Here is a 25,877-nt window from a genome sequence, read left to right as displayed (position 1 = left end):
ATGTCCGGCGTGTCGAACTTGGTCACCGCGTATCGCGGGAGCCAGTAAATTCGATCTTGACTGTCTTTACGGCGGGGGACTCGTGCAGGACCGAGGGGAAACGTGCAGGAGCGACACAACCGAGGAGCCGCGACCACCGAGGGGGGCTTAGCAGTATGAGCCACGACTCCACTGCCGCACAGGATGCCGCAGCCCGGAAGCTGTCCGGGCGTCGCCGTAAGGAGATCGTCGCGGTGCTGCTGTTCAGCGGCGGCCCCATCTTCGAGAGTTCCATCCCGCTGTCGGTGTTCGGCATCGACCGCCAGGACGCCGGCGTACCGCGCTATCGCCTGCTGGTGTGCGCGGGCGAGGAAGGCCCGCTGCGGACCACGGGGGGCCTGGAACTCACGGCACCGCATGGGCTGGAGGCGATCTCACGCGCCGGGACGGTCGTCGTGCCGGCCTGGCGGTCGATCACCTCGCCGCCGCCGGAGGAGGCGCTCGACGCGCTGCGCCGGGCACACGAGGAGGGCGCCCGCATCGTCGGGCTGTGCACCGGTGCCTTCGTGCTCGCGGCGGCCGGACTGCTGGACGCCCGACCGGCGACCACCCACTGGATGTACGCGCCGACGCTGGCCAAGCGCTATCCGTCGGTGCACGTCGATCCGCGGGAGCTGTTCGTCGACGACGGCGATGTGCTGACGTCGGCGGGCACGGCGGCCGGGATCGACCTCTGTCTCCACATCGTGCGGACGGACCACGGCAACGAGGCGGCCGGCGCGCTCGCCCGGCGCCTGGTGGTCCCGCCGCGCCGGTCGGGCGGGCAGGAGCGCTACCTCGACCGGTCTTTACCCGAGGAGATCGGCGCCGACCCGCTCGCCGAGGTCGTCGCCTGGGCGCTGGAACACCTCCACGAGCAGTTCGACGTGGAGACGCTGGCGGCACGCGCCTATATGAGCCGCCGCACGTTCGACCGCCGGTTCCGCTCGCTCACCGGGAGCGCGCCGTTGCAGTGGCTGATCACGCAGCGGGTGCTCCAGGCGCAGCGGCTGCTGGAGACGTCGGACTACTCGGTGGACGAGGTGGCGGGCCGCTGCGGCTTCCGCTCCCCGGTGGCCCTGCGCGGCCACTTCCGCCGCCAGCTCGGCTCGTCCCCCGCCGCCTACCGGGCCGCCTACCGCGCCCGCCGGCCGCAGGGCGACAAGCCGGGTGAGCCGGAGCCGGCGGTGCCGGTGAACGGACCGCAGGGCGCGCCCGCGGGCCTGTCCGGTCCGGGCCCGGTGAGCGGCCCCGTCCCGGCGCTGCTCCACGAGCACCGCGACGGCGGAGTCCCGCTCCAGAGCCGCCGCGCCCCGGCGGGCGCGGTGGGCCTGCTGCCGGGACCGCGCAGCGGCAACTGAGCGCACCGGAAGGGGGCGGGCACGTCCCGCCCCCTTTCCCGGCTCCGCGACCGCTACGACGGCCCTGCGCGCGGAACACGGGGGCACGCAAAAGCTGAGGTGCGCTTTAGGGTGGTCGCATGAACGATCGCATGGTGTGGATCGACTGCGAGATGACCGGCCTCTCGCTGTCCGACGACGCGCTCATCGAGGTGGCCGCCCTCGTCACCGACTCCGAGCTGAACGTACTCGGCGAGGGGGTGGACATCGTCATCCGTCCGCCGGCCCGGGCGCTGGAGACGATGCCGGAGGTGGTGCGTCAGATGCACACCGCGTCCGGGCTGCTCGCGGAGCTGGAGCGCGGCACGACCCTCCAGGACGCCGAGGAGCAGGTCCTGGCGTACGTACGCGAGCACGTGAAGGAGCCCGGCAAGGCCCCGCTGTGCGGCAACTCCGTGGGCACCGACCGCGGCTTCCTGCTGCGGGACATGCCGACCCTGGAGAACTACCTCCACTACCGGATCGTCGACGTCTCCTCGATCAAGGAACTGGCCCGCCGCTGGTATCCGCGGGCGTACTTCAACAGCCCGGAGAAGAACGGCAACCACCGGGCGCTCGCCGACATCCGCGAGTCGATCGCCGAGCTGCGCTACTACCGCGAGGCCGTCTTCGTGCCCCAGCCCGGCCCGGACTCCGAGACCGCCAAGGCGATCGCCGCCCGGCACGTCGTCCCCGCGCCGTAGCCGCCCCGCCGCCGTCCCCGCGAAAACGTGTGCGCGAGCACCCCTGAGAACCCTGTAGACTTCTTCTCGGCCGGTCGGGGAAACGACAAGTTCCACCGCCGGTCGTGGTGGGTGTAGCTCAGCTGGTAGAGCACCTGGTTGTGGTCCAGGATGTCGCGGGTTCGAGTCCCGTCACTCACCCCGAGTGATCAGCCGGTGACTCCGTCGAAATGACGGGTCACCGGCTGATTCGTTTTTCCCCTCCGTCGCCCTCGCCGGCCGGGCCGCGGGCCCGGCCGGCGAGGTGCGTCACGACGACGCCCGGACGACCAGCTGCACCGGCAGCACCGCCCGGCGGGGGGCCGTGGCCCGCGCCGCGGCCGGGCCCCGGCCGGCGATCTCCGTGAGGAGCAGGTCGATCATCGCGCGGCCCATCTCCTCGATGGGCTGGCGGACGCTGGTGAGCGGCGGGTCCATGTGGCGGGCGATCGCCGAGTCGTCGTAGCCGACCAGCGCCACGTCCTCGGGGATGCGGCGGCCCGCCTCGCGCAGCACCTGGCGGGCGCCGGCCGCCATCACGTCCGAGCCGGCGAAGACCGCGTCCAGGTCGGGATGGCGGGTCAGCAGCGTGGTCATCGCGCGCCGGCCGCCCTCCTCGGTGAAGTCGCCCGGCTCGATGAGGAGTTCGTCCGCCGGATGGCCCGCCTCGGCGAGGGCGTCGCGGTAGCCGTCGGCGCGGCGCTGGGCGCCGTAGACGTCCAGCGCGCCGGTGATGTGCGCGATCCGGCGGCGGCCCCGGGACAGCAGGTGTTCCACGGCCGCGCGGGCGCCGCCGTAGTTGTCGGAGTCCACCGAGGTGAGCGATTCGGCCGGCGAGCGCGGGCCGCTGATCACGGCCGGGATCTCCAGCTCGGCCAGCAGGTCGGGCAGCGGGTCGTCGGCGTGCACGGAGACCAGCAGCACGCCGTCCACCCGGTGCGCCGCCAGGTACTGGGCCAGCCGTTGCCGCTCCCGGTCGCTGCCCGCGAAGATCAGCAGCAACTGCATCTCGGTGTCGGACAGTTCCGCGCCGACCCCGCGCAGCATGTCGGAGAAGTAGGGCTCGGCGAAGAACCGGGTCTCCGGCTCGGGAACGACCAGCGCGATGGCGTCGGTGCGGTTGGCGGCGAGGGCGCGGGCGGCGGTGTTGGGGACGTAGCCCAGCTCGGCGACGGCCGCCTCGACCGCGGCGCGGGTGGCGTCGCTGACCCGGGGCGAGCCGTTGATCACCCGGGAGACCGTGCCCCGTCCGACCCCGGCCCGCGCGGCGACCTCCTCCAGGGTGGGCCGCCGGCCGCCCCGGCCCCTCACACCGTTGCCTGCCATGGTCGCCGCCTTCCGTTCACCGCCGTCAGGCCAGGAATGTAACAGCGTGACGGCGGCGCCTTCGATTCCGCGGGCCGCGGCGGACCCGGCCGGTGCCGGGCCGGACCCGCCGCGGCGCGGTCGTCAGGCGGGCAGGGCGTTGTCCCGGATCACCTCGGCGTACCAGCGGGCGCTGGCCTTGGGGATGCGGCTCTGGGTGGCGTAGTCGACGTAGACGGCGCCGAAACGCTTCGAATAGCCGTAGGACCACTCGAAGTTGTCCAGCAGGGACCACAGGAAGTAGCCGCGCACATCGGCGCCGTCGGCGATGGCCCGGCGGACGGCGTCCAGGTGGGAGTGGAGGTAGGCGATGCGCTGCGGGTCCTCGACCCGTCCCTCGGGCGAGACGTAGTCGTCGAAGGCGGCGCCGTTCTCGGTGACCATCAGCGGCAGGCCGGGGTGCGCGGCGGACAGGCCGGTCAGCAGGGTGTGCAGTCCGCTCGCGTCGATGGCCCAGTTCATGGCGGTCAGATTGTCGTTGGCGAGGTGGAAGGCGACCTGCTCGGAGCCGGTCCACGGGGAGTGGTCGCTGGCGCCGTGGCCGTCGTTGCGGGTGCTGGAGGCGCCGTCGGCGGGCAGCGAGACCACGGTCGGCGCGTAGTAGTTGACGCCGAGCACGTCGAGAGGACGGGAGATCTCCGCCAGGTCCCCGGCGCGCACCAGGTCGTCCCAGTCGACCAGGTGCGCGGTGTCGCGCAGCAAGTCCTCGGGGTAGGCGCCGTCCAGCAGCGGGCCGGTGAAGACCCGGTTGCCGACCGCGTCGATGCGGCGCGCGGCCTCGGCGTCCTCGGGGCTGTCGGTGAGCGGGCGCACCTGGTGCAGGTTCAGGGTGATGGAGACCTGCGCGGAGGCGGGCAGGTTCGTGCGCAGGGCGCCGACGGCCTCGCCGTGGGCCAGGTTCAGGTGGTGGGCGGCGCGCAGCGTGGCGGCCGGGTCGGTCCGGCCCGGGGCGTGCACGCCGGAGCCGTAGCCGAGGAACGCCGAGCACCAGGGCTCGTTCAGGGTGGTCCACAGCCCGACCCGGTCGCCGAGGGCGCGGGCGGCGAGGGCGGCGTAGTCGGCGAACCGGTGGGCGGTGTCGCGGTGCGGCCAGCCGCCCGCGTCCTCCAGCTCCTGCGGCAGGTCCCAGTGGTAGAGGGTGGCGACCGGGGTGATCCCCGCCTCCAGCAGGGTGTCGGTCAGCCGGCGGTAGAAGTCCAGGCCGCGCTCGACGGCCGGGCCCCGGCCGGTGGGCTGGACGCGGGGCCAGGAGATGGAGAACCGGTAGGCCTTGAGGCCGAGGTCCTTCATCAGCGCCACGTCGTCGCGGTAGCGGTGGTAGTGGTCGGCGGCGATGTCACCGGTGTCGCCGTTGCGGATCTTGCCGGGTGTGTGGCTGAAGGTGTCCCAGATGGAGGGGGTGCGGCCGTCCTCGGTGGCGGCACCCTCCACCTGGTAGGCGGCGGTGGCGGCACCCCAGACGAAGCCGGTCGGGAAGGAGGTGTCCGAGGCCGGCTGGACGGTGGTCTCGGGTCGTACGGCGGTCATGGTGAGGGCGCTCCCAAAGCGAAGAGGAAACGGACGGCGGACGGCGGTCCGGCGGTGCGGGAGGAAGGTGCGGCCCCGGTGGGGCCGGGGGTGCCCGGTCCGGTACGCCCGCTGCGGGGCGGATGGAGGAGGTGGGCGGTACCGGACCGGGCACGAGGGGTGGGCCGGCGGGCGGGGCGCGCGCCGGCGGTGGGACACGGGACGGGAACGGGGGCCGGCGTGCTCGGGAGCGCACCGGCCGCGGGACGGGTACGGGAGGCGAGGCCCGGCGGGCGCGGACGCGCACCGGACGCGGGACGGATACCGCGGGCGGAGGCCGGCGAACGCAGGCGCGCACCGGACGCGCGTTCGCGCGGTGGGTCCGTCCGGCGGCGTGCCGGCCCCGCGGCGGGGGCCGGCCCGGCGGCGGGGCCGGTCAGCCCTTGACCGCGCCCGCCATGATCCCCCCGACGATCTGCTTGCCGAAGATCACGAAGACCAGCAGCAGCGGCAGGGTGCTGATCAGCGCACCGGCCATGACGATGCTCTGGTCGGGCGTGTAGGAGGCGCTGAGCTGGCCGAGCGCCACCTGGATGGTGGGGTCCTCCTGGCTCAGCGCGAGGAAGGGCCAGAAGAAGTCGTTCCATGCCTGGACGAAGGTGAGCATGCCCAGCACCATCATCGCGGGCCGGGCCACCGGCAGCACCACGCTCCACACGATGCGGATGTTGCTGGCCCCGTCCACCTTGGCCGCCTCGATCAGCTCGTACGGCAGCGCCTCGATGAGGTACTGGCGCATGAAGAAGACACCGAAGGCGCCGACCAGGGTCGGGAAGATCACCGACTCCAGCTTTCCGCCCCACCCGATGTCCGACATCATCATGAACAGCGGGACGACGCTGAGCTGGGGCGGGATCGTCAGCGTGGCGATGACCGCGGTCATCAGCACGTTGCGGCCGCGGAAGCGCATCTTGGCGAAGGCGTATCCGGCCAGGGTGCAGAAGAACAGGGTGGCGACGGTGATGCTGCCGGCCACGATCACGCTGTTGACGATGGCCTTGCCCAGGTGCGCCTGGTCCCAGGCCGCCTGGAGGTTGCTCCACAGCCGGCCGCCGGGCACCAGCGGCGGGGGGCTGTCCAGGACCCGCTGCTGGTCGTGCGAGGCGGCCACCAGCGTCCAGTACAGCGGGAAGACCGAGCCGAGGCCGACGACGATCAGGGCGACGTAGGTGAACGGGCCGCCCCGCAACTGCTGGCCGGCGCCCATGCGCAGGCGGCCCGGGCCCTTGCCGGGGGCGAGGGGGGTCGGTGCCGGGAGAAGCTCCGGCGAGGAAGTGGTGGGACTGGTCGTGGTCATCGATGTCGCTCCCGTCAGGCCGCGTTCTTGCGCATGAACCGGCCGACGATCCAGTTGATCAGGGCGATCAGCAGCAGCAGGACGAGCATGGCCCAGGCCACGGCCGCCGCCGGTCCCAGATGCCCCAGCTTCCAGCCGTAGTTGAAGAGGTAGATGCTGAGCGTCTCGTACTGGTGCTCGCTGCCGCCGATCGAGCCGAGGGTGCCGCCCTGGAGCAGCAGCGGCTCACCGAACAACTGCATCGAGCCGATGGTCGAGATGACGATGGTGAACAGGATCGTCGGCCGCAGCGAGGGAATGGTCACCTTGCGGAACTGCTGCCAGCGCGACGCCCCGTCGATGGACGCGGCCTCGTACAGATCGCTGGGCACGGCCTGCATCGCGGCCAGGTAGATGAGGGCGTTGTAGCCGGTCCACCGCCAGATCACGATGACCGAGATGGCGATCTTGGACGTCCAGGTCCCGTTGCCCCAGTTGATGTTGCCGGCGCCGAAGAAGTGCAGCACCCAGTTGAGGATGCCGCCGTCGGCGCGGAAGACCAGCGCGAAGACCAGCGCGGCCGTGGCGACCGAGGTGGCGTACGGGGTGAGGATGACGGTCCGCCAGAAGGTACTGGCGCGCAGCTTGTAGTTGAGCAGATGGGCCAGGCCCAGGGCCACCAGCAGCTGCGGGACGGTGGAGATGACGCCGATGACGAAGGTGTTGAAGACGGCCGTCCAGAACTCGGCGTCCTGGAGGATCCTGGCGAAGTTGTCCAGGCCGACCCACTCGGACTGGTCCAGGCCCGTCATCTCCACCCGGTGCAGGGAGATCCAGCCGGTGTAGAGGAGCGGGTAGAGCCCGAAGGCGCCGAAGATCAGGAAGAAGGGGGCGATGTAGGCGTACGGCGACGCCTTGTCGTCGAAGCGCCACAGCCGGCTGCGCCATGTGCCGCGTCCGCTCGACGCTGCGCCGGAGCCGCCGGGCGGCGGGGTGTAGGCACCCCGGGAGGGGGTTGTCGTTGCCACGGAGGGAGTCCTTCCCTGAAGGTTTCGGCCGGTGGGGGCGGGTCCGGGGCCGGTCCGCCGCTCCCCGCGCGGATCGGTACGGTGGCGAACGACCCGTGCCGCGGCCTGACGTGCGTGTGAGGCGGAGCCCGGCCGTCGGCCGCCGGTCCCCGCCGGTGACGCCGCGGCGGCGCCCTGTGCCGGGCACCGCTCCACGTCGTCGGGCGCTCACCCGCACGGGCCTTCGGTCCCCGTGCCGCGCGCCGGTCTGCGCTGTCCGGCGGCGGGGACGGGGGGCCTGGTGCGGGCGGGGTGCGGACGGCCGGAGGGCCGCCCGCACCCGGGCCGGTCAGCCGAGCGCCTTGTCCAGCGTCTCGGTCGCGGCCTTCCAGGCGTCGTCGGGCTTGGTGCCCCGCTGCTCCATGTTGTTGATCTGGGTGGAGATCGTGTCCTTGATCACGCCGTCCTTCGGGCCGAGCACCGCCTCGGGGATGGTCTTGGCCTCTCCGGCGTAGATCTCGCCGATGGGGGCGTCACTGAAGTACGGGAGCTTGGCGTTCTTCACGTCCGGCAGTTCGTATGCCTTCTGGTTCGACGGGAAGATGCCGGCGGCCTTGAACACCGCGGCCTGCTGCTCCGGGGCGGTCAGCCACTTGACCAGCTCGCTCGCCTCCTTGACATGCTTGCCGCTCTTGGGAACGGTCAGGAAGGAGCCGCCCCAGTTGGCCGCCGTGGAACCGGGCGCGCGGGAGATGTCCCACTTGCCCTTGTAGCTGTCACCGGAGTAGGTGACGATCTGGGTGGACATCCAGGCGGGGCAGGCCACGGTGGCCACGCTGCCCTTGCGCAGCGCCGCGAACCAGGCGTCGGTGAACTGCGGCAGGCCCTGGCTGAGCTTCTTGTCGGCGGCCTCCGCGGCCAGGTTCCAGCCCTGCTGGACGGACGGGCTGTCCTTGTAGACGGCCTTGCCGTCGGCGTCGTAGTACTGCTTGCCGGAGGAGGAGACGACCGCGTTGTACATCGCGGAGGCGGAGTCCATGAAGTACGTGCCGGACGGCGCCTTCTTCTTGTACTGCTCGCCGAGCTTGAGGTAGTCCTCCCAGCCGCCGGCGACGGCCTTGGCGACGGCCGCGCGGTCGGTGGGCAGGCCCGCCTTCTCGAAGAGGTCCTTGCGGTAGCACAGGGACATCGGGCCGATGTCGGTGCCGGCGCCGATCACCGTGCCGTCCTTGGCGGTGGCCTGCTTCGCCTTCCAGGACACCCAGTCGGCGACGTTGATCGTCTTGCTGAGGTCGGTGAACTTGGCCGCCTGGGTGTCGACGACCTCCTTGATGCGCCCGACCTCGATGCCGGTGACGTCCGCCAGGCCGCTGCCCGTGTTCAGCTGCTGAAGGAGCTTCGGGTAGTAGTCCTGCTCGCTGGCGGTGGTCTCTTCCTTGACCGTGATGTTCGGGTGCAGCTCGTGGTACTTCTCGAACAGCTTGGCTTCCTTGTAGCCGAACTGTCCGTAGTCGGCCACCGTGAGGGTGATGTTGCCGTTGGCGTCCGTGTCCCCCGACTCGCCGTCGTCGCTGCTGCAGCCGGTCAGCAGCAGGGCGGAGGCGGTCAGGGCCGTCGTGGCCACGACCGCTGCTCTGCGGCCGTGACCACCGCCGGTACGGGTGATGCGCATTCCACTACTCCTTGTTCCAGTGGGAACGGGACCTCAGGATTCGGACCGCCGGGCCGGGCGGTCCCAACCTGCCCTCTCGGTGTGAGCAGCGGCTAGCCAACAGCACGCGGTGTGCGGTGGAAAGGTGCTGGTCAACGCTGTGCCATGCAGGTCAGAGGGGAAGGCCATGGGTGGTTTTGTCCGAACGGAAGAGAGCCCCGGTCACCCCGTGGGACCGCTCCCACGCGGCATGCCGGAAGACTCGTTGGTGGCGGGCCGGGTGTCAAGACTTGAAGTCGGCGTTGTTGCGCAAGCGTGTTCCGCACGTCACGGGAACGTGTCGCCCCGCCTGGCGCGACGGGCCCGCCGTCCGGCTGTCCGGTCCAGCGTCGATCCAGGTCACCGGCGGGTCAATCCCTCCTTCCGGACATCCGCCCGCCGGCGTGGGACGGCCGCCGGAATTCCTGGGCCAGAATGAAGCGCCCCTCCCCCGGACCGCCGGAAGGTGAACGATGAGTCCTGCCGAACAGCCGCAGCCGTACCGGACGGCGGACGTCCGGCGACCGACCCTGAACGCCGTGGCCGCCCGGGCCGGCGTGGGGCGCGGCACGGTCTCCCGGGTCATCAACGGCTCCCCCAAGGTCAGCGACCACTCCCGGGCGGCCGTCGAGCGGGCGATCGCGGAACTCGGCTACGTCCCCAACCGCGCCGCCCGCTCCCTGGCCACCCGCCGCACGGACTCGGTCGCGCTGGTCGTGCCCGACGCCGAGAGCCGGCTCTTCGCCGAGCCGTACTTCTCGGAGATCATCCTGGGCGTGTCCGCCGGACTCTCCAGCGCGGGGCTGCAGTTGCTGCTGGTCCTCACGGGCGACGAGACCGAGTACGGCCGGCTGGCCGGCTATCTGGCCGCGCAACGGGTGGACGGCGTGCTGCTGATGGCGGTGCACGCCGAGGACACCCTGCCCGACCGGCTCGCGGAGCTGGCCGTGCCGACCGTGCTGGCCGGACGCCGGGGCGAGACGGAGCGGCTCGGCCATGTCCGCGCGGACAACCGGGGCGGGGCCCGGCTCGCCGTGCGGCACCTGCTCGCGGGCGGCCGGCGGACCGTCGCCACCATCACCGGCCCGCTGGACATGGACGCGGCGCGGGCCCGGCTCGACGGCTACCGGGACGCGCTGCGGGACGCCGGGGTCGCCGTCACGCAGGAGCTGGTGGCGGCCGGTGACTTCACCGAGCAGGGCGGACGCGCGGCCATGCGGGAACTGCTGCGCCGGCGCCCGGACCTCGATGCCGTGTTCGCGGCCTCGGACGTGATGGCCTCGGGCGCGGTGCAGGAACTGCGCGCGGCGGGCCGCCGGATCCCGGGAGACGTGGCGCTGGTCGGCTTCGACGACTCCATCGTGGCCCGGCACATCGACCCGCCGCTGACCAGCGTCCGCCAGCCGCTGGCGGAGATGGGCCGCACGATGGCGACCCTGCTGCTGGAGGAGATCGCCCAGCACGGCATGTGCCGGCGCGGGGTGGTGCTGCCGACCGAGCTGGTGGTGCGGGAGTCGGCCTGACGCAGGTGCGCACTCCGCACGCCCCGGCACGCCACCGCACGCCCCCCTTTCCCGACACCCCGTCGCCCGTCCCCCTTCCATCGTGGGAGCGCTCCCATGCATAATGCAGGCACTCGACCCCTGGGAGAGCCTCCATGCCCGAACCGATGACGAAGACCTTTCCGCCCGCCTTCCTCTGGGGCGCCGCGACCTCGGCGTACCAGATCGAGGGGGCGGTGGGGGAGGACGGCCGCACCCCGTCGATCTGGGACACCTTCAGCCACACACCGGGCCGCACGGCCGGCGGCGAGACCGGGGACATCGCGGTCGACCACTATCACCGCTACCGCGACGACGTGGCGCTGATGGCGGAGCTGGGCCTGACCGCGTACCGCTTCTCCGTGTCCTGGCCCCGGGTGCAGCCGACGGGCCGGGGTCCGGCGGTCCAGCGCGGCCTGGACTTCTACCGCCGGCTGGTGGACGAGCTGCTGGAGCACGGCATCAAGCCGGCGCTCACGCTCTACCACTGGGACCTCCCGCAGGAGCTGGAGGACGCGGGCGGCTGGCCGGAGCGGGACACCGCGTTCCGCTTCGCCGAGTACGCGCGGCTGGTCGGTGAGGCGCTGGGCGACCGGGTGGAGCAGTGGATCACCCTCAACGAGCCCTGGTGCAGCGCCTTCCTGGGCTACGGCTCCGGGGTGCACGCGCCCGGCCGTACCGACCCGGCGGCCTCCCTGCGCGCCGCGCACCATCTGAACCTCGGGCACGGACTGGCCGTGTCGGCGCTGCGGGCGGCGATGCCGGCCGGCAACCGGATCGGGATCAGCCTCAACTCCTCGGTGGTGCGCCCGCTCAGCCAGGACCCGGCCGACCTGGCCGCCGCCCGCCGCATCGACGATCTGGCCAACGGGGTCTTCCACGGTCCGATGCTGCACGGTGCGTACCCGGAGTCGCTGCTTCAGGCCACGCGCTCGGTGACGGACTGGAGTCACGTCCTGGACACCGACCTGCGCACGATCAACGCGCCGCTGGACGCGCTGGGCCTGAACTACTACACACCGGCGCTGGTCTCCGCCGCGCCCGGCGAGATCAAGGGCCCCCGCCCGGACGGCCACGGCTCCAGCGAGCACTCCCCCTGGCCGTGCGCCGACGACATCCTGTTCCACCAGACGCCGGGCGAGCGCACGGAGATGGGCTGGACCATCGATCCGACGGGCCTGTACGACCTGATCATGCGCTACACGCGCGAGGCGCCGGGCCTGCCGCTGTACATCACCGAGAACGGCGCGGCCTACGACGACAAGCCCGACCCGGACGGCCGGGTGCACGATCCCGAGCGCATCGCCTATCTGCACGGCCATCTGTCGGAGGTGCGCCGCGCCCTGGCCGACGGCGCCGATGTGCGCGGCTACTACCTGTGGTCCCTGATGGACAACTTCGAGTGGGCGTACGGCTACGGCAAGCGGTTCGGCGCGGTCTACGTGGACTACGCGACGCTGGAGCGGACGCCGAAGTCCAGCGCCCACTGGTACGGCGAGGCGGCCCGCACGGGAGCGCTGCCGCCGGTGCCGGCCGTCTAGCCCGGAGGGCGCGGCCTGTCGTGGGGGGTGGGCCGCGCCCTTCGTCATTCCCGGTGGGAGCGCCGGATGTCCGGGCCTGGGCCCGGGTTCCGCGTGACGGGTCGGGTCACCTGTAGGCGCCGAACGCCTTCGAGAAGGCGTAGGGGTCCTGGGTGAGGGAGCTGCACACGGGGTCGGCGGAGGGCTTGGGGCCGCCCGCGCAGCTCTTGTCCCGGGTCGCGGACCACATGGACAGCCAGCCGAGGCCCTTGGCCTTGGCGAAGTCCACCAGCTGGGTGGCGTCCTCGACCTTGAACACCTCGGAGGAGACGTCGTTGACGCCGATCATCGGGGTGACGGCGACGGCCTTCCAGGCGGCGGCGTCGGACAGCCCGAGCACGCTCTTGACCTGGGCCTGGGTGGCGGTCGCGGCCTGCTCGGCGTAACCGCCCATGTCACCGCTGTACGAGGCGCCGTAGTCCATCGCCATGATGTTGACGGTGGTGATCTTCACGCCGTTGGCCTTGGCGTCGGCGAGGAGGCCGACGCCGTCCTGGGTGAGGCCCTCGGGCATCACCGGGAGGGTGAAGGAGACGTCCAGGCCGGGATGGCGCGCCTGGAGCTTGGCGACGGCCTGGGCGCGGCGGGTGTTGGCCGCCTTGTCGGGCAGCGCGCCGCCCTCGACGTCGAAGTCCACCTTGGTCAGCTTGAACGCGTCGACCGCCTTGCCGTACGCCGTCGCGAGCGCGTCCGCGGAGGAGCAGGTGGTGGCCAGCTCGGAGCCGGAGGCACCGCCGAAGGAGACCCGGACGTCACCGCCCTTGGCGCGCAGCGCGCCGATCTGCGCGGCCACGGCGTCCGCGGTCAGGTCCGTGACCCCGCCCCACTTCGGGGTGCAGCCGCCGCCGTCGGTGACGAAGGCGAGGTTGTAGTTCTTCACCCCGGTGGCGTCGGCCGCGCCGAGCAGGTCGAAGGCCGGGTAGAGGGAGGTGTCGACGTAGGGCGCGAAGCCGGCGGTGTCGGCGGTGCCGGTGCCGGTGCTCTGGGTGGGGGTGGGGGCGGGGGTCTGGGTGGGCGTGCTCGTCTTGGTGGGGGTGGGGGCCGGGGTGGTCTGGGTGGGACGGCCGCTGGGCTCGGGGGTGGCGCCGCCGTCCGCGGCGCACTGGGCTCCGTCGATGCGGCAGCCGGTGGGGTCGCCGCCGCCGTTGACCACGAAGCCGACGGTCACCGACTTGCCCGGGGCCAGCCCGGTGGTGTCCCAGGCGGCCGGCTTCACGGTGACGTGCCGGCCGCTGACGCTCGACTCGCCGTTCCAGAGGGAGGAGAGCGTGGCGCCCGCGGTCAGGTCGAACTCCAGCGTCCAGGTCTTCTCGGTCTGCCCGGTGGTGTTGGTGACGACGTACTGGGCGGTGTAGCCCGTGGACCAGTCGCTGGTCCTGGTGTACGCGGCGTTCACCCCGGCCGCGCTGGCGGTGCCGGTGAGCAGGACCGCGCCGCCGCCGATCACGGCCGCGGCCAGCAGGCCGCCTATCGCCTTGTTCCTGCCACTGATCCTGCGCCGGTGCGTGCTCATGCGCGTGCCTGCCTTCGCTGTTCACGGGGGTGGGGTGCGGCAGCACGCTAGCGAGCCGGGAAGGGACAAACCGCCTGTTCGGGGCTTGCGCCGCGGTCCTTAGGGTGCGCTTAAGGAAGGGATCGGGGACGGTTAAAGGCGACGGTCCTTCTGCCCGGCCGGCGTCTGCGCACGGCGCGCCGCGGTCCTCGGCCCACCGGCCCTCTTCCGGACGGCTGGAACCGGATCCGCACCTCCGTGCCGCCCAGCACCGAGGCGCCGATGCGTACGTCGCCGCCGGTGGACTCGGCGAGCCGGCGGACGATGTCCAGGCCGAGTCCGGTGGAGCCGGTGTGTCCCGAGCCCCGGCCGCGGGCCATCGCCGCCTCCGGGTCGGGTATGCCGGGGCCCGCGTCGGAGACGAGCACGATCACCGCGTCCTCGCCGTTGTGCACGTCTACCGCGAAGGCGGTGCCCTCGGCGGTGTGCCGGAAGACGTTACCGAGCAGGGCGTCGAGGGCGGCGGCCAGGTCGGCGCGGGCCACGGGCAGGCGCACCGGCCGGTCCACCCCGGCCACCCGCCACTTGCGGCCCTCGTCCTCGGCCAGCGCGGACCAGAACTCCATGCGTTCACGCACCACTTCGGCCGCGTCGCAGCCGGCGCCGGGTCCGGGGGCGGCGGTCTGCGGCTTGGCCTCCCGGGCGGTGCGGATGATGGTGTCGACCTCGCGCTCCAACTGGGCGACGGCGGCCCGGGTCTGCTCGGCGGCGGGTCCGCCGCCGAGGGAGGCCGCGTTCAGCCGGAGCACGGTGAGCGGGGTGCGCAGCCGGTGCGAGAGGTCGGCCGCCAGCTCGCGTTCGTTGGCGAGGAGCCGCACGACCTGGTCGGCCATGGCGTTGAAGGCGCTGGCGGCCAGCCTGAGTTCGGTCGGCCCGTCCTCCGGCACCCGGGCGCCCAGCTTGCCCTCGCCCAGCTCGCGCGCGCCCTCCACCAGCCGTCGCGCGGGTCGCACCATGCGCACGCCGAGCCGGTCGGCGACGGCGACCGAGCCGGCGATCAGCGCCAGGCCGACGGCGGCGAGCACCGCCCAGGCCGTGCCGACGCCGTTGGTCATCTCGGACTCGGGGACGTACACCTCGACCACCGCGATCGCGCCGGAGCCGAGGGCGACCGGCTGGAGCAGGGTGGAGCCGCCGGGCACGGCGGCGGTGGAGGCGCGGCCGAGTCGGCGCACGGCCCGGACGTCCCGGGCGGCGGCGCGCCGCCGGCCCAGGTCCAGCGCGGGCCGGCCGCCGTCGGCGGGCAGGTGGACGGCCATCCGGGAGCCGGCCCCGGCCGAGGCCACGACCCGCTCCAGCTGGTCCCGGTCGGTGGTGATGGACAGCGCGGGCGCGACCGCGGCGGCCTCCCGCTCGGCGTTGGAGAAGGCGCGGTCGCGGGCCGTCTCCTTGACGACCAGGCCGAGCGGGACGGCGAAGGCGACGACGACCATCGTGGTCACCGCGAGACAGACCTTGACCAGGGCCCACCTCATCGCGGCCCGCCGCCCGAGGAGGGGTGGGAAGCGGGGGGTTCGAGTTTGACGCCGACGCCTCGGAGGGTGTGCAGATAGCGCGGGCGGGCGGCCGTCTCGCCCAGCTTGCGGCGCAGCCAGGACAGATGGACGTCGATGGTCTGGTCGTCGCCGTAGGACTGCCGCCAGACCTCGGCGAGGAGTTCCCGGCGCGCCACGACGACACCGGGCCGGGCGGCGAGGAAGGCGAGCAGGTCGAACTCGCGGCGGGTGAGGTCGAGCCGGACGCCGTCCAGCCCGGCCTGGCGGCGCAGCGGGTCGACGGTCAGGCCGCCGACCCGGAGCACGGACGAGGGCGGCACCTCCGCGCCGCCGGAGCGGGCCCGGCGCAGCACGGCGGCCATCCGGGCGCACAGGTGCTCGACGGAGAACGGCTTGGTCAGATAGTCGTCCGCCCCGGCGTTGAGCAGCCGGACGATCTCGGTCTCGTCGTCCCGGGCGGTGGCGACGATGACCGGCACGTCGGTGACGCCACGGAGCATCTTCAGGGCCTCGGAGCCGTCCAGGTCGGGCAGTCCGAGGTCCAGGACGACCACGTCGAAGCGGAAATGGGCGACCTCGCGCAGCGCCTCCAGTGCCGTGCCGACGCTGCGCACCGTGTGGGCGGCGTCGGTCAACTGCCGGATGAGCGCCGAGCGTACGAACTGGTCGTCCTCGACCACGAGCACACTTGCCATGCGCCGCACCGTACGCCATGCGGTCGGACCCGTCCGGAGCCTGTGGACAACCCGGCACTTGTGGACAACTCCCCGTCACCGGTGTGACGGATGTGACCGGTGAGGCAGTATGGCGCCGATGCGCAGAGGACTCGTACACCTACTGGCCTGGCTGTCCGCGACGGGAGCCGCGGTCACGCTGTCCTGGTGGGGCGTGCACACGGTGCTGGCCGGCACGGCGTACGAACCACCGCGCGCCCTGTCCCTCCCGGCGGCCGACGCGTCGGTCCGGGACGCGACTCCCACACCGCCGGAGCCCTCCGCGTCCCCGGCCCCGCCGTCGCCGTCGCCGTCGTCGTCGTCGAAGGAGCCGGACCGGCCGGCCCCGGCGCACACGCCCACGCACACTCCGGCCCCGGCCCGGACCCCGTCCCCCACCGCCTCCGCGACCGCCTCCGGCCGGGTCCGGTCCTACGCCACCGACGGCGGCCGGGCGGTGTTCGACCTCGGCCCGGCCGACGCCACGCTCGTCTCGGCGACCCCGGGGACCGGCTGGTCGATGCAGGTGTGGAAGACGGCGAGCTGGATCCGGGTGGAGTTCAGCAGGGGCGCGGACCGGGTGTCGGTGTTCTGCACCTGGCACGACGGACCGCCGCGCGTGGAGGTCGGCACCTACTGAGGCCGTGACCTTGCCGCGCCGGCGGGACGGCGGCGCGGCAAGGTCGCCCCCCGTCCCGCCGGAACCGCGGCCCGGCCGGTCCGTTCTAGTGGAACACCGACGGTGGCGGGGCGGGGGAGGCGACCGCGGCCTCGTCCGTCACGGGCGCCGCGCCGCCGGTGAAGTCGGTGAGCGCCCGGCCGTGTTCGACCCGGGCCGGGTGCGGGTCGGAGGCGGCGCGGCGGGTGAGTTCGGCGAGCGGCAGCGGGACGTCGGCGGCGACCAGGATCGCGTTGCCGAAGCGCTTGCCGCGCAGCACGGCCGCGTCGGCGATCAGCGCGAGTTCGCCGAACCGGGCGGCGGCGGTGGCGATCTGGCCGCGCAGATGGGCGAGCGGCGGGCCGTCGGCGAGGTTGGCCGCGTAGAGGCCGGAGGGCTTCAGGGCGCGGCGGACCTCGTCGAGGAACTCGGTGGAGGTGAGGTGGGCCGGGGTGCGGGCGCCGCTGAACACGTCGGCGACGACCAGGTCGGCCCAGCCGTCCGGCACCTTGGCCAGGCCCTCCCGGGCGTCCACCGCGCGCACCCGGACGCGCGCGCTGGCGTCCAGCGGCAGTTCGCGGCGGACCAGCCGGACCAGGCTCGCGTCACGTTCCACGACCTGCTGGGTGGAGCGGGGCCGGGTCGCGGCGACGTACCTCGCGAGGGTGAAGGCGCCGCCGCCGAGGTGCACGGCGTGCACGGGCCTGCCGGGCGGGGCGGCCAGGTCGATGACATGGCCGAGGCGCCGCTGGTACTCGAAGGAGAGGTACGCCGGGTCGTCCAGGTCGACGTGCGACTGGGGTGCCCCGTCGATCAGCAGCGTCCAGGCCCGGGCGCGATCGGGGTCGGGGACGAGCTGCGCGAGCCCGCCGTCGACCGGTTCCTCGACGGCGGCGGCCGGCCTGCGCCGGGTGTTCCTGGACCTGCCCATCCTCCTATTTTCGCAGGTGCCGGAGAGGAGCACGGCAGCGGCAGCCGTCCGCCGGTGCTCAGGGCAGCGGCGGGCGGTGCCGGCGCGTGCGCCTCCTCAGCAGCACTTGTCCGCCGCCTCGATCACCCGTGCCGCCTCCCCCAGGGCCCGGCGCAGGATCGCCGGGTCCGTGGCGAGGTCGGCCTCGCCGGGAGGCAGCAGCCAGTCCGAGCCGGCCACCGGCGGCCCGGGGTCCAGCCGCAGTCCGCGCCCGTCCGTCTCGGTGCAGGTGCTGCCCGGCACGTCCCAGCCGGCCGCCGTACCGGCCGGCACCAGGAAGCCGAGGGTGCCGCAGTCGTCGTCGTGCAGGACGGGTCCCACGGCCTCCGCGGCACCGCGCCGCAGGATGTCGACCGCCTCCAGCCCCTGCCGGGCCGGTACCGTCACGAGGTCGCATGCCGGGTCGTCCGCGGCGGGCGCGGACGACGACGGCGGCGTACAAGGTTCGTTGCTCTGGCTGGTCTCCATGCCGGCCTCCACACAGCCCTGTTGCGGTCCACGGGGTACAACGCGCGAACGCGTCAACGGCTACGGCCCAAGTGCGCCGCAAAGGATGGCACTTCTTGGCAGATCGCGCGTGAGATATCCGATTTGTGGTCAAACACCGCGTGGCGGACCCCGCACAGCAGGTACGTTCATGCCCGCCGGAACCAGCGCGTCACTCGGGCGGTCCGTCCCGGAACCGCCCCGAACCGCCCCGGTCCCGGCACGGTTCGACGGTTCGCACGAGAGGACCCGGCCATGGCGTCGTCAACGGCGACCTCGTCACAGCCCGACCGGCCGCCCCGGCCGAACCTCGCCTTCCGGCGGCTGCGGGGCGTGCGCTCCCCGGCCGAGTTCGCCGCGCTGGTACGACGGGCCGCGCGTGAGATCGGCGAGCGGGTGAGCTGTGACGCGCGCTACATCGGCCGCGTCGAGGCGGGCGAGATCCGCTGCCCCAACTACGCCTACGAACGGGTGTTCCTGCACATGTTCCCCGGCCGCACGCTCACCGACCTGGGCTTCGTGCCCCGTTCGTCCGTCCGCGGCCGGGCGGCGCGCACGGCCCCGGCGGCGCCGCGCGGACCCGCCCCGGGACAGGCGCCCGGTGAGTCGCCGGGGCCCGTCGAGCCGTACGACACGCAGGAAACCTGGCAGAACGAACCCCCGAACCCCGAGGAGAGCGACGTGCTGCGTCGCGCATTCATGACCGGCTCAGGCGCCGCGGCGGCCGCCGCCGGCCTGGTCCCGCTGGGACTGACCACCTCCGCTGCGGCGGACGTCCCGGCTCGGCGCGCCGGGACGTCCGAGGCGATGGCCCTGGAGGAGGCCGTCCGCCGCATCCGGCTGCTCGACGACCGGCACGGCGCGGACGGCCTGTACCGGCGCGCGGCGGCCCCGCTGCGCGCCGCCTACGCACTGCTCGACGCCGGTGCCACCCGGCAGACCACCGCCGACCGGCTGCACGCGGGCGCCGGGGAACTCGCCATCTCCGTCGGCTGGCTGGCCCATGACTCCGGCCGCTTCGACGACGCGCGCTCGCACTACGCCGAGGCGCTGGCCACCGCCCGGATGACCGGGGACCCGGGGCTGGAGGCGCACGCCTTCTGCAACACCGCGTTCCTCGCCCGGGACGCGGGCCGCCCCCGGGAGGCGGTCCGGGCCGCGCAGGCCGCGCAGCGCGCCGCGCGACCGCTCGGCTCGGCCCGGCTGTCGTCCCTGCTGGCGCTGCGCGAGGCGGGCGGCTGGGCGGGGCTCGCCGACCGCACCGGCTGCGAGCGGGCGCTGGGCCGCGCGCAGGCCCTGTTCGCGCGGGGCCGTGCGGACGCCGACCCGGAGTGGATGAGCTTCTACGGCGAGGCCGAGCTGGCGGGACTGGAGGCGCAGTGCTGGTCCACGCTGGGCGACTGGCGGCGGGCGGCCCGGCAGGCGCGGCGCGCCACGCGGTTGCAGGACCCGCACTTCACCCGCAACATCGCGCTCTACACCGCCGAGCTGGCCGACGACCTCGCCCGCGAGGGCCGTCCCGACGAGGCGGCGGAGGCCGGGCTGCGGGTGCTCGCGCTGCTGGACCAGGTCCAGTCCTCCCGCGTCCAGGGGATGCTGGCCGGGACGGCACGGGTACTGCTGCCGCACCGGCGGGCGTCGGGGGTGTCGGAGTTCCTGGACCGCCACGCGTCGTACAAGGGGCCGAAGCCGCAACGGGCCGGAGGGCCGGCGTAGGCGCCGATCCGCGAGCGGGACACGGCGCGGCGCACCCGCGCCCCGCCAGGACCCACCCGCCGGAGCCGCACACCCGCGCCGCCCCGCGGCCCCGGACAGGTCACCGGCCCACGGCCGGAACACGCCCCGTCGCCCGCGCACGCCCGGCCCGGCAGGACCCACCCGCCGGAGCCGCGCACCCGCGCCGCCCCGGCGCGGATCACCCGGTCACCCGGCACCCGGCACCCGTGCCCCGCTCACCCGCTCAGGTGCCCCACGTCGTTCCAGTTCTCGATGGCCGGCTCGCCGTACGCCCAGCCCAGGACGGACAGGGACGTGGGGTTCAGACGGATGCGGGCCGCGAAGTCCAGCGGCAGCCCGAGCCACCGGGCCCCGATCGAGCGCAGGATGTGCCCGTGGGCGAAGACCAGCACGTCGCGGTCGGCCGAGCGCGCCCAGGCGACCACCTCGTCCGCGCGCGCGGTGACCTCGGCGACGGACTCGCCCCGCGGGACCCCGTCCCGCCAGATCAGCCAGCCCGGCCGGACCGCCTGGATCTCGGCCGGGGTCATGCCCTCGTACGCGCCGTAGTCCCACTCCATGAGCGTGTCCCAGCGCTCGGCCCGCTCGCCGAACCCGGCGAGTTCGCACGTCTCGCGCGCGCGGGAGAGCGGGCTGGTGCGTATCTCCGCGTCCGCCAGCCCGTCCAGCGGAGCGCGGTGCAGCCGCTCGCCGAGCAGCTTGGCCCCGTGCCGGCCCTCCTCCAGCAACGGCACATCGGTCCTGCCGGTGTGCTTGCCGGACAGCGACCAGGCCGTCTGTCCGTGCCGGGCCAGCAGGATGCGCGGTGCCATGGGAGACCTCTCCGGACGGGGTGACGCCCCGGGACGCCACGGAATCTGCGAGTGTTTTCGGTCCCTCCATCATCGCTCACCGCGCGGACAGGCAACCCTGCGGGCGGTCCCGGCGTCTTCCAGTGCCGGACGCCTGCCAGGCGTGTCCGACGGGCCCCTGATGGGCGCGGTGGGGACACCGTAAAGTGGCACGGTCGCCCGCCGGGGCGCAGCGCACACAGCAGAAGGGGGAGGGCGATCGGATTGCCGCAGACCGAGACACCGGGCACCGAGGTGGCCCTCCGTTCCCGGCCGCGCTGGTGGACCGAGCTGCCGCTGATCCTGCTGGTCTACGGCTGCTACTCGGCCGGCCGGCTCCTCGCGCGCGGTGACGTCGCCGGCGCCGTCGACCACGGCCTGGCGATCCTGCGCATCGAGAAGGCCCTGCACCTCAACGCCGAGCACCCGCTGAACCGGCTGTTCACCCACGAGGCGTGGCTCGGGGTGCCGGCCGACTTCTGGTACGCCTCGCTGCACTACCTGGTCACGCCCGCCGTCCTGGTGTGGCTCTTCCGCGCGCGGGCCGCGCACTACCGGGCGGCCCGCACCTGGCTGCTCGCGTCCACCTTCATCGGCCTGATCGGCTTCACCCTGCTGCCGACCTGCCCGCCCCGGCTGCTCGACGCCGGCCACGGCTTCGTGGACACCATGGCGCAGTACAGCTCGTACGGCTGGTGGGGCGGCGAGGCCAGCGCCCCGCGCGGCATGGGCGGCATGACCAACCAGTACGCGGCGATGCCGAGCCTGCACGTGGGCTGGGCGCTGTGGTGCGGGGTGATGCTGTGGCGCCACGGCGGCACGCGCCTGACGAAGGTCCTCGGGGTCGCCTACCCGCTGCTGACCGCGATCGTGGTCATGGGCACCGCCAACCACTACTTCCTGGACGCGGTCGCCGGTGTCGCCGTGATGGGCGCCGGTCTCCTGCTGGCACCGGCCCTGATGCGGGCCGTGGACCGGGTCCGCACCCGGCCGGCGCGCCCCGTCGCACCGGCCGCGACGGGCACGGGCTCCCCGATTGTCGGTGCCGGATGCCAGACTTCGGCGGGTGAGCGAATTCCACGGCAGCGCGAGTCGCGGCTCGACCCCGCGGCCGGACCGGACGCCCCCGCCGCCGACGCGGGCGAAGGGACTCCGGCACCGGCTCGCTGAGCTGCGCGGTCCCGGCACCCCGGCCAAGGCCCTGGACGCGCGCGCCCTCGCGGCGCTCGCCGCGAACCCGGGGTGTGCCCGGCGGGCGGTCCTGGACGGCGCCGGGGTGGACAAGGCCCGGCTGGCGACCGCGCTGGGCGCGCCGTCCGGTTTCGGGCAGTCGCAGTTCGCGCTGACCAGAGGCAACGCGTTCGAGGCGCGGGTGAAGGCGGACGGCGGCGCGGAGCTGCTGCGGCTGGCGCACGCCCGGCTCGACCCGGGGGCCGAGCCGCCCGCCGGCGCGGCCGTGCCCGACCTGGCCGCGCACGGCCCCGAGGGGCGTACGGCGCGTACGGCGCTGGCGCTGCGCGAGGCCACGCGCGCGGGCGGCTGGACGCTGCTGGACCATCCGATGCTCGCCCTGGACGTGGCGGGTTCGCTCGCCTTCCTGGAGCCGGACGCGGTGGTGGTGCACCCGGACGGCAGCTGGTCGGTGGTGGAGATCAAGTCCTTCCCGATGGTGGACGGCGCCGCGGACCCGGCGAAGGTGGGCGCGGCGGCCCGGCAGGCGGCGGTGTACGTGCTGGCGCTGGAGGAGGTCGCCGCCCGTCTCGACCCCGTGCCCGAGGTGCGCCACCGGGTGCTGCTGGTGTGCCCGAGGGACTTCTCCAACCTGCCCGCGGGCTCCGCCGTGGACGTGCGCAGGCAGCGTGCGGTCACCGCGCGCCAGCTCGCCCGGCTCACCCGGATCGAGGAGATCACCGAGACGCTGCCCGAGAACACCTGCTTCGCGCCCGACCGGCCCGCCGAGGAGCTGACGGCGGCCGTGGAGGCGGTGCCGGCGGCCTACGCCCCGGAGTGCCTGTCCACCTGCGAACTGGCCTTCCACTGCCGGGACCGGGCCCGGGAGACCGGCGCGGTCACCCGCCTCGGCCGGCCCCTGCGGGCCGAGCTGGGCGGCCTGGCCACCGTGGCGGAGGTGCTGTCCGCCGCCCGCGGCGCGAGCGGCGAGGCGGCCGACCCGGCGGTGGCGGCCCTGCGGCGCGCGGCGGCCCTGCGCGCGGAGGCCCTGCGGACGGCCGCCGAGACGGCGGCGGCGCGGGCGGAGGCGCTCCGGGCGGCCGGCGCGTCACCGGAGAACGCCGGGGAGGTGACCGCGTGTCCCTGATCACCGCCCTCGCCCGGCTGGAGGCCGTCGACAGCGGCCGGGCCCAGCCGGTGGCGACGGTCCGGCACCGGCACCTGTCCGGCCGTCCGCTGGTGTTCGTGCCGCTGACCACCGCCGGCGAGACCGGCGCCCCGCTCGGGGCGCTGGTCGGCACCGACCGGGACGCGCCCCGGCTGCTGGTCGTACCGCAGCCCCGGGACCGCGATCTGCGCTTCGCGTTCCTCGCCGACCTGGCCGACATCGTGCTGCCGTACCTGGAGTCGTACGCGGACGCCGTGGAGGCGGCCGAGCGCACCGAGACCGACCCGGAGACCGGCAAGCGGGTCAAGGTGGCGGCCGAACTGTGCGCCGACGCCCCCCAGCTGATCGTGCCGAGCCGCACCGGCCTGGACTTCGTACGGCTGCTGGGCCGCTCGATGCGGTTCCGGCGCACCGCCGACCAGGACCCGGACGCGCCCTATCCGGCGCCGCCGCGGGTGCCGCTGCTCGGCCGCTGGCTGACCCATTACGGCGAGCGGTCCCGGGTCCCCGGCTCGTCGCTGCTGCTGGCCCTGACCGAGGTGCTGTCCCGGCACTGGGCGACCGGCCAGTCCGGGCTGGAGGACGAGCACCTGGGCGCGCTGCTCGCCTGGATCGACCCTCCGGCGGAGGCGTCCGGCGCCGAGGCCGCCCGCCGGGCCGAACTCGCCCGGGACGCCGACGGCCAGCTGCTGTGCCCGCCGGCCGGTCCCGCCACCGACCCGGCGTTCGACAACCGGCTGCTGGCCCCGGCGATCGAGCGTTACGACCGGGCGCGGACCGCGCTGGCCGCCGCCGAGGACCCGCTGGAGGCCGACGCCCGGCTGGCCGCGCTCACCCGGACCGAGCGGGAGATCCGCGACCTGGTGGAGAGCCGTACCCGGCCCACCTGGGACGCGGTGTGGCGGGGCCTGGACCTGCTGCGGGCGCTGCCGGCGGGCGCGCACGTGGAGGGTCGCTGGCTCAGGGACCGCTGGTCGTTCACGGCGCACCGGGACCGGGTGCGGGCCGGCGAGCCGCCGCAGCCGCGCCGGGACGACGCGGTGACGGCGGCGAACAAGCTGGCCACGCGGGAGCGGGAGCAGGCCCGGCTGGAGGCGCAGGAGGCGCTGGACGATCCGCTGGTGATGGCCGGGCGGCGGCTGGCCGGAGAGGCGTTCGCGGGCGAGGTGACCGATGTGGTGATGGCGTACGGCGAGGGCAGGCGGCCGAGCCCGCGCCCGCTGGTGACGGTCCGCACGGACGACCGGCCGCACCTGGCGGAGCGGGCGCGGGTGTACCGCTCGCTGGACGGCAGGCCGCAGTCGGCGGAGTTCGTCGGGTCCGAGGCCGACGGCGTGCTGACCCTGCGCGTCCTGGACCGGATGGGTCGGGGCAAGGAGCCCGAGCCCGGTTCGGTGCCGGAGAAGGGCGACCGGGTGTGCTTCACGCTGTTCGAGCACGAGCAGCGCGGCGGCGCGAAGCTGCCCGACCCGGAGGAGACCCCGTGGACGCACGGCGGCCCGCCGGGCGAGGCGGCGCCGGAAGCCCCCGATCCCGTCACCGAGGAGGACGTGTTGTGACCACCGTCGACGTCGATCCCGGCACCGCGGCCGGCCGCGCCACCGAGGCGATCCTGCACGACACGCTGCACGGCACCGAACGGGGTGTGGTGGTGGACTCCCCGCCGGGCGCCGGCAAGTCGACGCTGGTGGTCCGCGCGGCCCTGGAACTCGCCGCGGCGGGCCGCCCGCTGATGGTGGTGGCGCAGACGAACGCCCAGGTCGACGACCTGGTCCTGCGCCTGGCCGAGAAGAACCCGGAGCTGCCCGTCGGACGGCTGCACAGCAGCGACGCCGACGCCTACGACAAGGCGCTGGACGATCTGCCGCAGGTGCGTACGTCGGCGAAGGCGGCCGAGCTGACCGGACTGCCGGTCGTGCTGTCCACCGCCGCGAAGTGGGCGCACGTGAAGGTGGACGAGCCGTGGCGGCACGCGATCGTGGACGAGGCGTACCAGATGCGCTCCGACTCCCTGCTCGCCGTGGCCGGCCTGTTCGAACGGGCGCTGTTCGTCGGCGACCCGGGCCAGCTCGATCCGTTCTCCATCGTGGCCGGTGAGCAGTGGGCGGGCCTGTCGTACGATCCGTCGGCGTCGGCGGTCACCACGCTGCTGGCGCACAACCCGGGCCTGCCCCAGCACCGGCTGCCGGTCTCCTGGCGGCTGCCGGCCTCGGCGGCGCCGCTGGTCTCGGACGCGTTCTACCCGTACACGCCGTTCCGCAGCGGCACGGCCCACGGCGACCGCCGGCTCGCCTTCGCCGTGCCCTCGGACGGCTCCGGACCGGACCGGGTGATCGACGAGGCCGCGGAGTCCGGCTGGGGCCTGCTGGAGCTGCCCGCCCGGCACACTCCGCGCACGGACCCGGAGGCGGTGCGGGCGGTGGCGATGGTGGTCCGCCGCCTCCTGGACCGGGGCGGCGCGGCGACCTCGGAACGCTCCCCGGACCCCACGCCGCTGACCGCCGGCCGCGTCGCCGTGGGCACGGCCCACCGCGACCAGGCGGCGGCGGTCCGGGCGGCCCTGGCCGAGCTGGGCGTCCGGGACGTCACGGTCGACACCGCGAACCGGCTCCAGGGCCGGGAGTACGACGTGACGGTCGTCCTGCACCCGCTCTCCGGCCGCCCCGACGCCACGGCGTTCCACCTGGAGACGGGCCGCCTGTGCGTCCTGGCCTCCCGGCACCGCCACGCCTGCATCATGGTCTGCCGGGCCGGCGTCCCCGCCCTCCTGGACGACTACCCGGCCACGGAACCGGTCCGGCTGGGCACGCTGGTGAAGTTTCCCGACGGCTGGGAGGCCAACCACGCGGTGCTGTCCCACCTGGCCGAACACCGGGTGGTCTGGCGGCCCTGAGGGAAGGCGTGCCCGGGCGGAATAAACGGGGACCTTCTCCTGTTAGGGCCCCGAGGACAG

Annotated in this window: 21 protein-coding genes and 1 tRNA gene; 11 read left to right on the top strand and 11 right to left on the bottom strand. The window is 74.1% G+C overall.

What is annotated here, in order from left to right:
• The first annotated feature begins 155 nt into the window (after positions 1 to 155).
• From SCK26_RS24040 to SCK26_RS24030, 3 genes are all read left to right on the top strand, one after another.
• Positions 156 to 1,379, top strand: a complete 1,224-nt coding sequence (locus SCK26_RS24040; RefSeq protein WP_318203391.1) for a helix-turn-helix domain-containing protein — start codon at positions 156 to 158, stop codon at positions 1,377 to 1,379.
• A gap of 119 nt (positions 1,380 to 1,498) precedes the next feature.
• Entirely contained in the window at positions 1,499 to 2,101 is a 603-nt protein-coding gene (gene orn, locus SCK26_RS24035) for an oligoribonuclease (RefSeq protein ID WP_318203390.1), read from the top strand.
• Between the two features lie 107 nt (positions 2,102 to 2,208).
• Positions 2,209 to 2,281 (top strand) — tRNA-His (locus SCK26_RS24030).
• A gap of 108 nt (positions 2,282 to 2,389) precedes the next feature.
• On the opposite strand, the gene SCK26_RS24025 is transcribed toward SCK26_RS24030, so the two are convergent.
• The 5 genes from SCK26_RS24025 to SCK26_RS24005 form a co-directional block, all read right to left on the bottom strand.
• Positions 2,390 to 3,445 (bottom strand): LacI family DNA-binding transcriptional regulator, encoded by a 1,056-nt coding sequence (locus tag SCK26_RS24025; RefSeq protein ID WP_318203389.1) that lies wholly within the window; start codon positions 3,443 to 3,445, stop codon positions 2,390 to 2,392.
• A 123-nt stretch (positions 3,446 to 3,568) separates the two neighbouring features.
• Positions 3,569 to 5,011, bottom strand: a complete 1,443-nt coding sequence (locus tag SCK26_RS24020) for a GH1 family beta-glucosidase (RefSeq protein WP_318203388.1) — start codon at positions 5,009 to 5,011, stop codon at positions 3,569 to 3,571.
• Positions 5,012 to 5,426: 415 nt separating this feature from the next.
• Positions 5,427 to 6,347, bottom strand: coding sequence for a carbohydrate ABC transporter permease (locus SCK26_RS24015; protein ID WP_318203387.1), 921 nt, complete (start codon positions 6,345 to 6,347; stop codon positions 5,427 to 5,429).
• Positions 6,348 to 6,361: 14 nt separating this feature from the next.
• Positions 6,362 to 7,354, bottom strand: coding sequence for a sugar ABC transporter permease (locus SCK26_RS24010; protein WP_318203386.1), 993 nt, complete (start codon positions 7,352 to 7,354; stop codon positions 6,362 to 6,364).
• Between the two features lie 328 nt (positions 7,355 to 7,682).
• Entirely contained in the window at positions 7,683 to 9,005 is a 1,323-nt protein-coding gene (locus tag SCK26_RS24005; protein WP_318203385.1) for an ABC transporter substrate-binding protein, read from the bottom strand.
• Positions 9,006 to 9,496: 491 nt separating this feature from the next.
• Here SCK26_RS24005 and SCK26_RS24000 point away from each other — a divergent pair, with 491 nt between their 5' ends.
• Together SCK26_RS24000 and SCK26_RS23995 are read left to right on the top strand one after the other, a co-directional pair.
• The gene (locus tag SCK26_RS24000; RefSeq protein ID WP_318203384.1) at positions 9,497 to 10,546 is read left to right on the top strand and encodes a LacI family DNA-binding transcriptional regulator; all 1,050 of its coding nucleotides are present in this window, start codon (positions 9,497 to 9,499) and stop codon (positions 10,544 to 10,546) included.
• A 134-nt stretch (positions 10,547 to 10,680) separates the two neighbouring features.
• Positions 10,681 to 12,105 carry a GH1 family beta-glucosidase gene (locus SCK26_RS23995; RefSeq protein WP_318203383.1) on the top strand — a complete coding sequence of 475 codons (1,425 nt, stop codon included), beginning with the start codon at positions 10,681 to 10,683 and terminating at the stop codon, positions 12,103 to 12,105.
• A 106-nt stretch (positions 12,106 to 12,211) separates the two neighbouring features.
• On the opposite strand, the gene SCK26_RS23990 is transcribed toward SCK26_RS23995, so the two are convergent.
• From SCK26_RS23990 to SCK26_RS23980, 3 genes are all read right to left on the bottom strand, one after another.
• Positions 12,212 to 13,657, bottom strand: coding sequence for a cellulose binding domain-containing protein (locus tag SCK26_RS23990; RefSeq protein ID WP_318203382.1), 1,446 nt, complete (start codon positions 13,655 to 13,657; stop codon positions 12,212 to 12,214).
• A 110-nt stretch (positions 13,658 to 13,767) separates the two neighbouring features.
• Positions 13,768 to 15,171 (bottom strand): HAMP domain-containing sensor histidine kinase, encoded by a 1,404-nt coding sequence (locus tag SCK26_RS23985; protein WP_318203381.1) that lies wholly within the window; start codon positions 15,169 to 15,171, stop codon positions 13,768 to 13,770.
• Positions 15,168 to 15,887 carry a response regulator transcription factor gene (locus SCK26_RS23980; protein ID WP_318203380.1) on the bottom strand — a complete coding sequence of 240 codons (720 nt, stop codon included), beginning with the start codon at positions 15,885 to 15,887 and terminating at the stop codon, positions 15,168 to 15,170. Before SCK26_RS23980 ends, SCK26_RS23985 begins: the two co-directional genes overlap by 4 nt.
• A 118-nt stretch (positions 15,888 to 16,005) precedes the next feature.
• On the opposite strand from SCK26_RS23980, the gene SCK26_RS23975 reads away from it, so the two are divergent.
• Positions 16,006 to 16,545 (top strand): hypothetical protein, encoded by a 540-nt coding sequence (locus SCK26_RS23975; RefSeq protein ID WP_318203379.1) that lies wholly within the window; start codon positions 16,006 to 16,008, stop codon positions 16,543 to 16,545.
• Positions 16,546 to 16,630: 85 nt separating this feature from the next.
• Here SCK26_RS23975 and SCK26_RS23970 read toward each other — a convergent pair whose 3' ends face one another.
• Both SCK26_RS23970 and SCK26_RS23965 read right to left on the bottom strand, forming a co-directional pair.
• The gene (locus SCK26_RS23970; RefSeq protein WP_318203378.1) at positions 16,631 to 17,494 is read right to left on the bottom strand and encodes a fused MFS/spermidine synthase; all 864 of its coding nucleotides are present in this window, start codon (positions 17,492 to 17,494) and stop codon (positions 16,631 to 16,633) included.
• Positions 17,495 to 17,590: 96 nt separating this feature from the next.
• Positions 17,591 to 18,001 carry a hypothetical protein gene (locus SCK26_RS23965; RefSeq protein WP_318203377.1) on the bottom strand — a complete coding sequence of 137 codons (411 nt, stop codon included), beginning with the start codon at positions 17,999 to 18,001 and terminating at the stop codon, positions 17,591 to 17,593.
• Positions 18,002 to 18,274: 273 nt separating this feature from the next.
• Here SCK26_RS23965 and SCK26_RS23960 point away from each other — a divergent pair, with 273 nt between their 5' ends.
• The gene (locus SCK26_RS23960; RefSeq protein ID WP_318203376.1) at positions 18,275 to 19,735 is read left to right on the top strand and encodes a hypothetical protein; all 1,461 of its coding nucleotides are present in this window, start codon (positions 18,275 to 18,277) and stop codon (positions 19,733 to 19,735) included.
• Between the two features lie 236 nt (positions 19,736 to 19,971).
• On the opposite strand, the gene SCK26_RS23955 is transcribed toward SCK26_RS23960, so the two are convergent.
• Complete coding sequence (locus SCK26_RS23955; protein WP_318203375.1) at positions 19,972 to 20,568, bottom strand: histidine phosphatase family protein; 597 nt, start codon at positions 20,566 to 20,568, stop codon at positions 19,972 to 19,974.
• A 243-nt stretch (positions 20,569 to 20,811) separates the two neighbouring features.
• Here SCK26_RS23955 and SCK26_RS23950 point away from each other — a divergent pair, with 243 nt between their 5' ends.
• Genes SCK26_RS23950 through SCK26_RS23935 form a run of 4 tightly spaced genes read left to right on the top strand, consistent with a single transcriptional unit; the run spans position 20,812 to position 25,817 of the window.
• Entirely contained in the window at positions 20,812 to 21,756 is a 945-nt protein-coding gene (locus SCK26_RS23950) for a phosphatase PAP2 family protein (protein ID WP_318203374.1), read from the top strand.
• Positions 21,653 to 22,903: a hypothetical protein gene (locus SCK26_RS23945; protein WP_412080775.1), complete on the top strand. Its 1,251-nt coding sequence runs from the start codon at positions 21,653 to 21,655 to the stop codon at positions 22,901 to 22,903. Before SCK26_RS23950 ends, SCK26_RS23945 begins: the two co-directional genes overlap by 104 nt.
• Positions 22,894 to 24,483, top strand: coding sequence for a hypothetical protein (locus SCK26_RS23940; RefSeq protein WP_318203373.1), 1,590 nt, complete (start codon positions 22,894 to 22,896; stop codon positions 24,481 to 24,483). Before SCK26_RS23945 ends, SCK26_RS23940 begins: the two co-directional genes overlap by 10 nt.
• A complete protein-coding gene (locus tag SCK26_RS23935) occupies positions 24,480 to 25,817 on the top strand; it encodes an AAA domain-containing protein (RefSeq protein WP_318203372.1) in 1,338 nt (445 codons plus the stop codon). Before SCK26_RS23940 ends, SCK26_RS23935 begins: the two co-directional genes overlap by 4 nt.
• Positions 25,818 to 25,877 lie beyond the last annotated feature (60 nt).

This window comes from Streptomyces sp. SCL15-4, assembly GCF_033366695.1.
Taxonomy (GTDB): domain Bacteria; phylum Actinomycetota; class Actinomycetes; order Streptomycetales; family Streptomycetaceae; genus Streptomyces.
The sequence above is the reverse complement of the archived record's forward strand: the minus strand, read 5'-3'. Positions and strand labels throughout refer to the sequence as shown.

Coding starts and splice junctions, on each gene's coding strand:
- SCK26_RS24040 (WP_318203391.1), top strand. CDS start 156: ATGAGCCACGACTCCACTGCCGCACAGGATGCCGCAGCCCGGAAGCTG.
- orn (WP_318203390.1), top strand. CDS start 1,499: ATGAACGATCGCATGGTGTGGATCGACTGCGAGATGACCGGCCTCTCG.
- SCK26_RS24025 (WP_318203389.1), bottom strand. CDS start 3,445: ATGGCAGGCAACGGTGTGAGGGGCCGGGGCGGCCGGCGGCCCACCCTG.
- SCK26_RS24020 (WP_318203388.1), bottom strand. CDS start 5,011: ATGACCGCCGTACGACCCGAGACCACCGTCCAGCCGGCCTCGGACACC.
- SCK26_RS24015 (WP_318203387.1), bottom strand. CDS start 6,347: ATGACCACGACCAGTCCCACCACTTCCTCGCCGGAGCTTCTCCCGGCA.
- SCK26_RS24005 (WP_318203385.1), bottom strand. CDS start 9,005: ATGCGCATCACCCGTACCGGCGGTGGTCACGGCCGCAGAGCAGCGGTC.
- SCK26_RS24000 (WP_318203384.1), top strand. CDS start 9,497: ATGAGTCCTGCCGAACAGCCGCAGCCGTACCGGACGGCGGACGTCCGG.
- SCK26_RS23995 (WP_318203383.1), top strand. CDS start 10,681: ATGCCCGAACCGATGACGAAGACCTTTCCGCCCGCCTTCCTCTGGGGC.
- SCK26_RS23990 (WP_318203382.1), bottom strand. CDS start 13,657: ATGAGCACGCACCGGCGCAGGATCAGTGGCAGGAACAAGGCGATAGGC.
- SCK26_RS23985 (WP_318203381.1), bottom strand. CDS start 15,171: ATGAGGTGGGCCCTGGTCAAGGTCTGTCTCGCGGTGACCACGATGGTC.
- SCK26_RS23980 (WP_318203380.1), bottom strand. CDS start 15,887: ATGGCAAGTGTGCTCGTGGTCGAGGACGACCAGTTCGTACGCTCGGCG.
- SCK26_RS23975 (WP_318203379.1), top strand. CDS start 16,006: ATGCGCAGAGGACTCGTACACCTACTGGCCTGGCTGTCCGCGACGGGA.
- SCK26_RS23970 (WP_318203378.1), bottom strand. CDS start 17,494: ATGGGCAGGTCCAGGAACACCCGGCGCAGGCCGGCCGCCGCCGTCGAG.
- SCK26_RS23965 (WP_318203377.1), bottom strand. CDS start 18,001: ATGGAGACCAGCCAGAGCAACGAACCTTGTACGCCGCCGTCGTCGTCC.
- SCK26_RS23960 (WP_318203376.1), top strand. CDS start 18,275: ATGGCGTCGTCAACGGCGACCTCGTCACAGCCCGACCGGCCGCCCCGG.
- SCK26_RS23955 (WP_318203375.1), bottom strand. CDS start 20,568: ATGGCACCGCGCATCCTGCTGGCCCGGCACGGACAGACGGCCTGGTCG.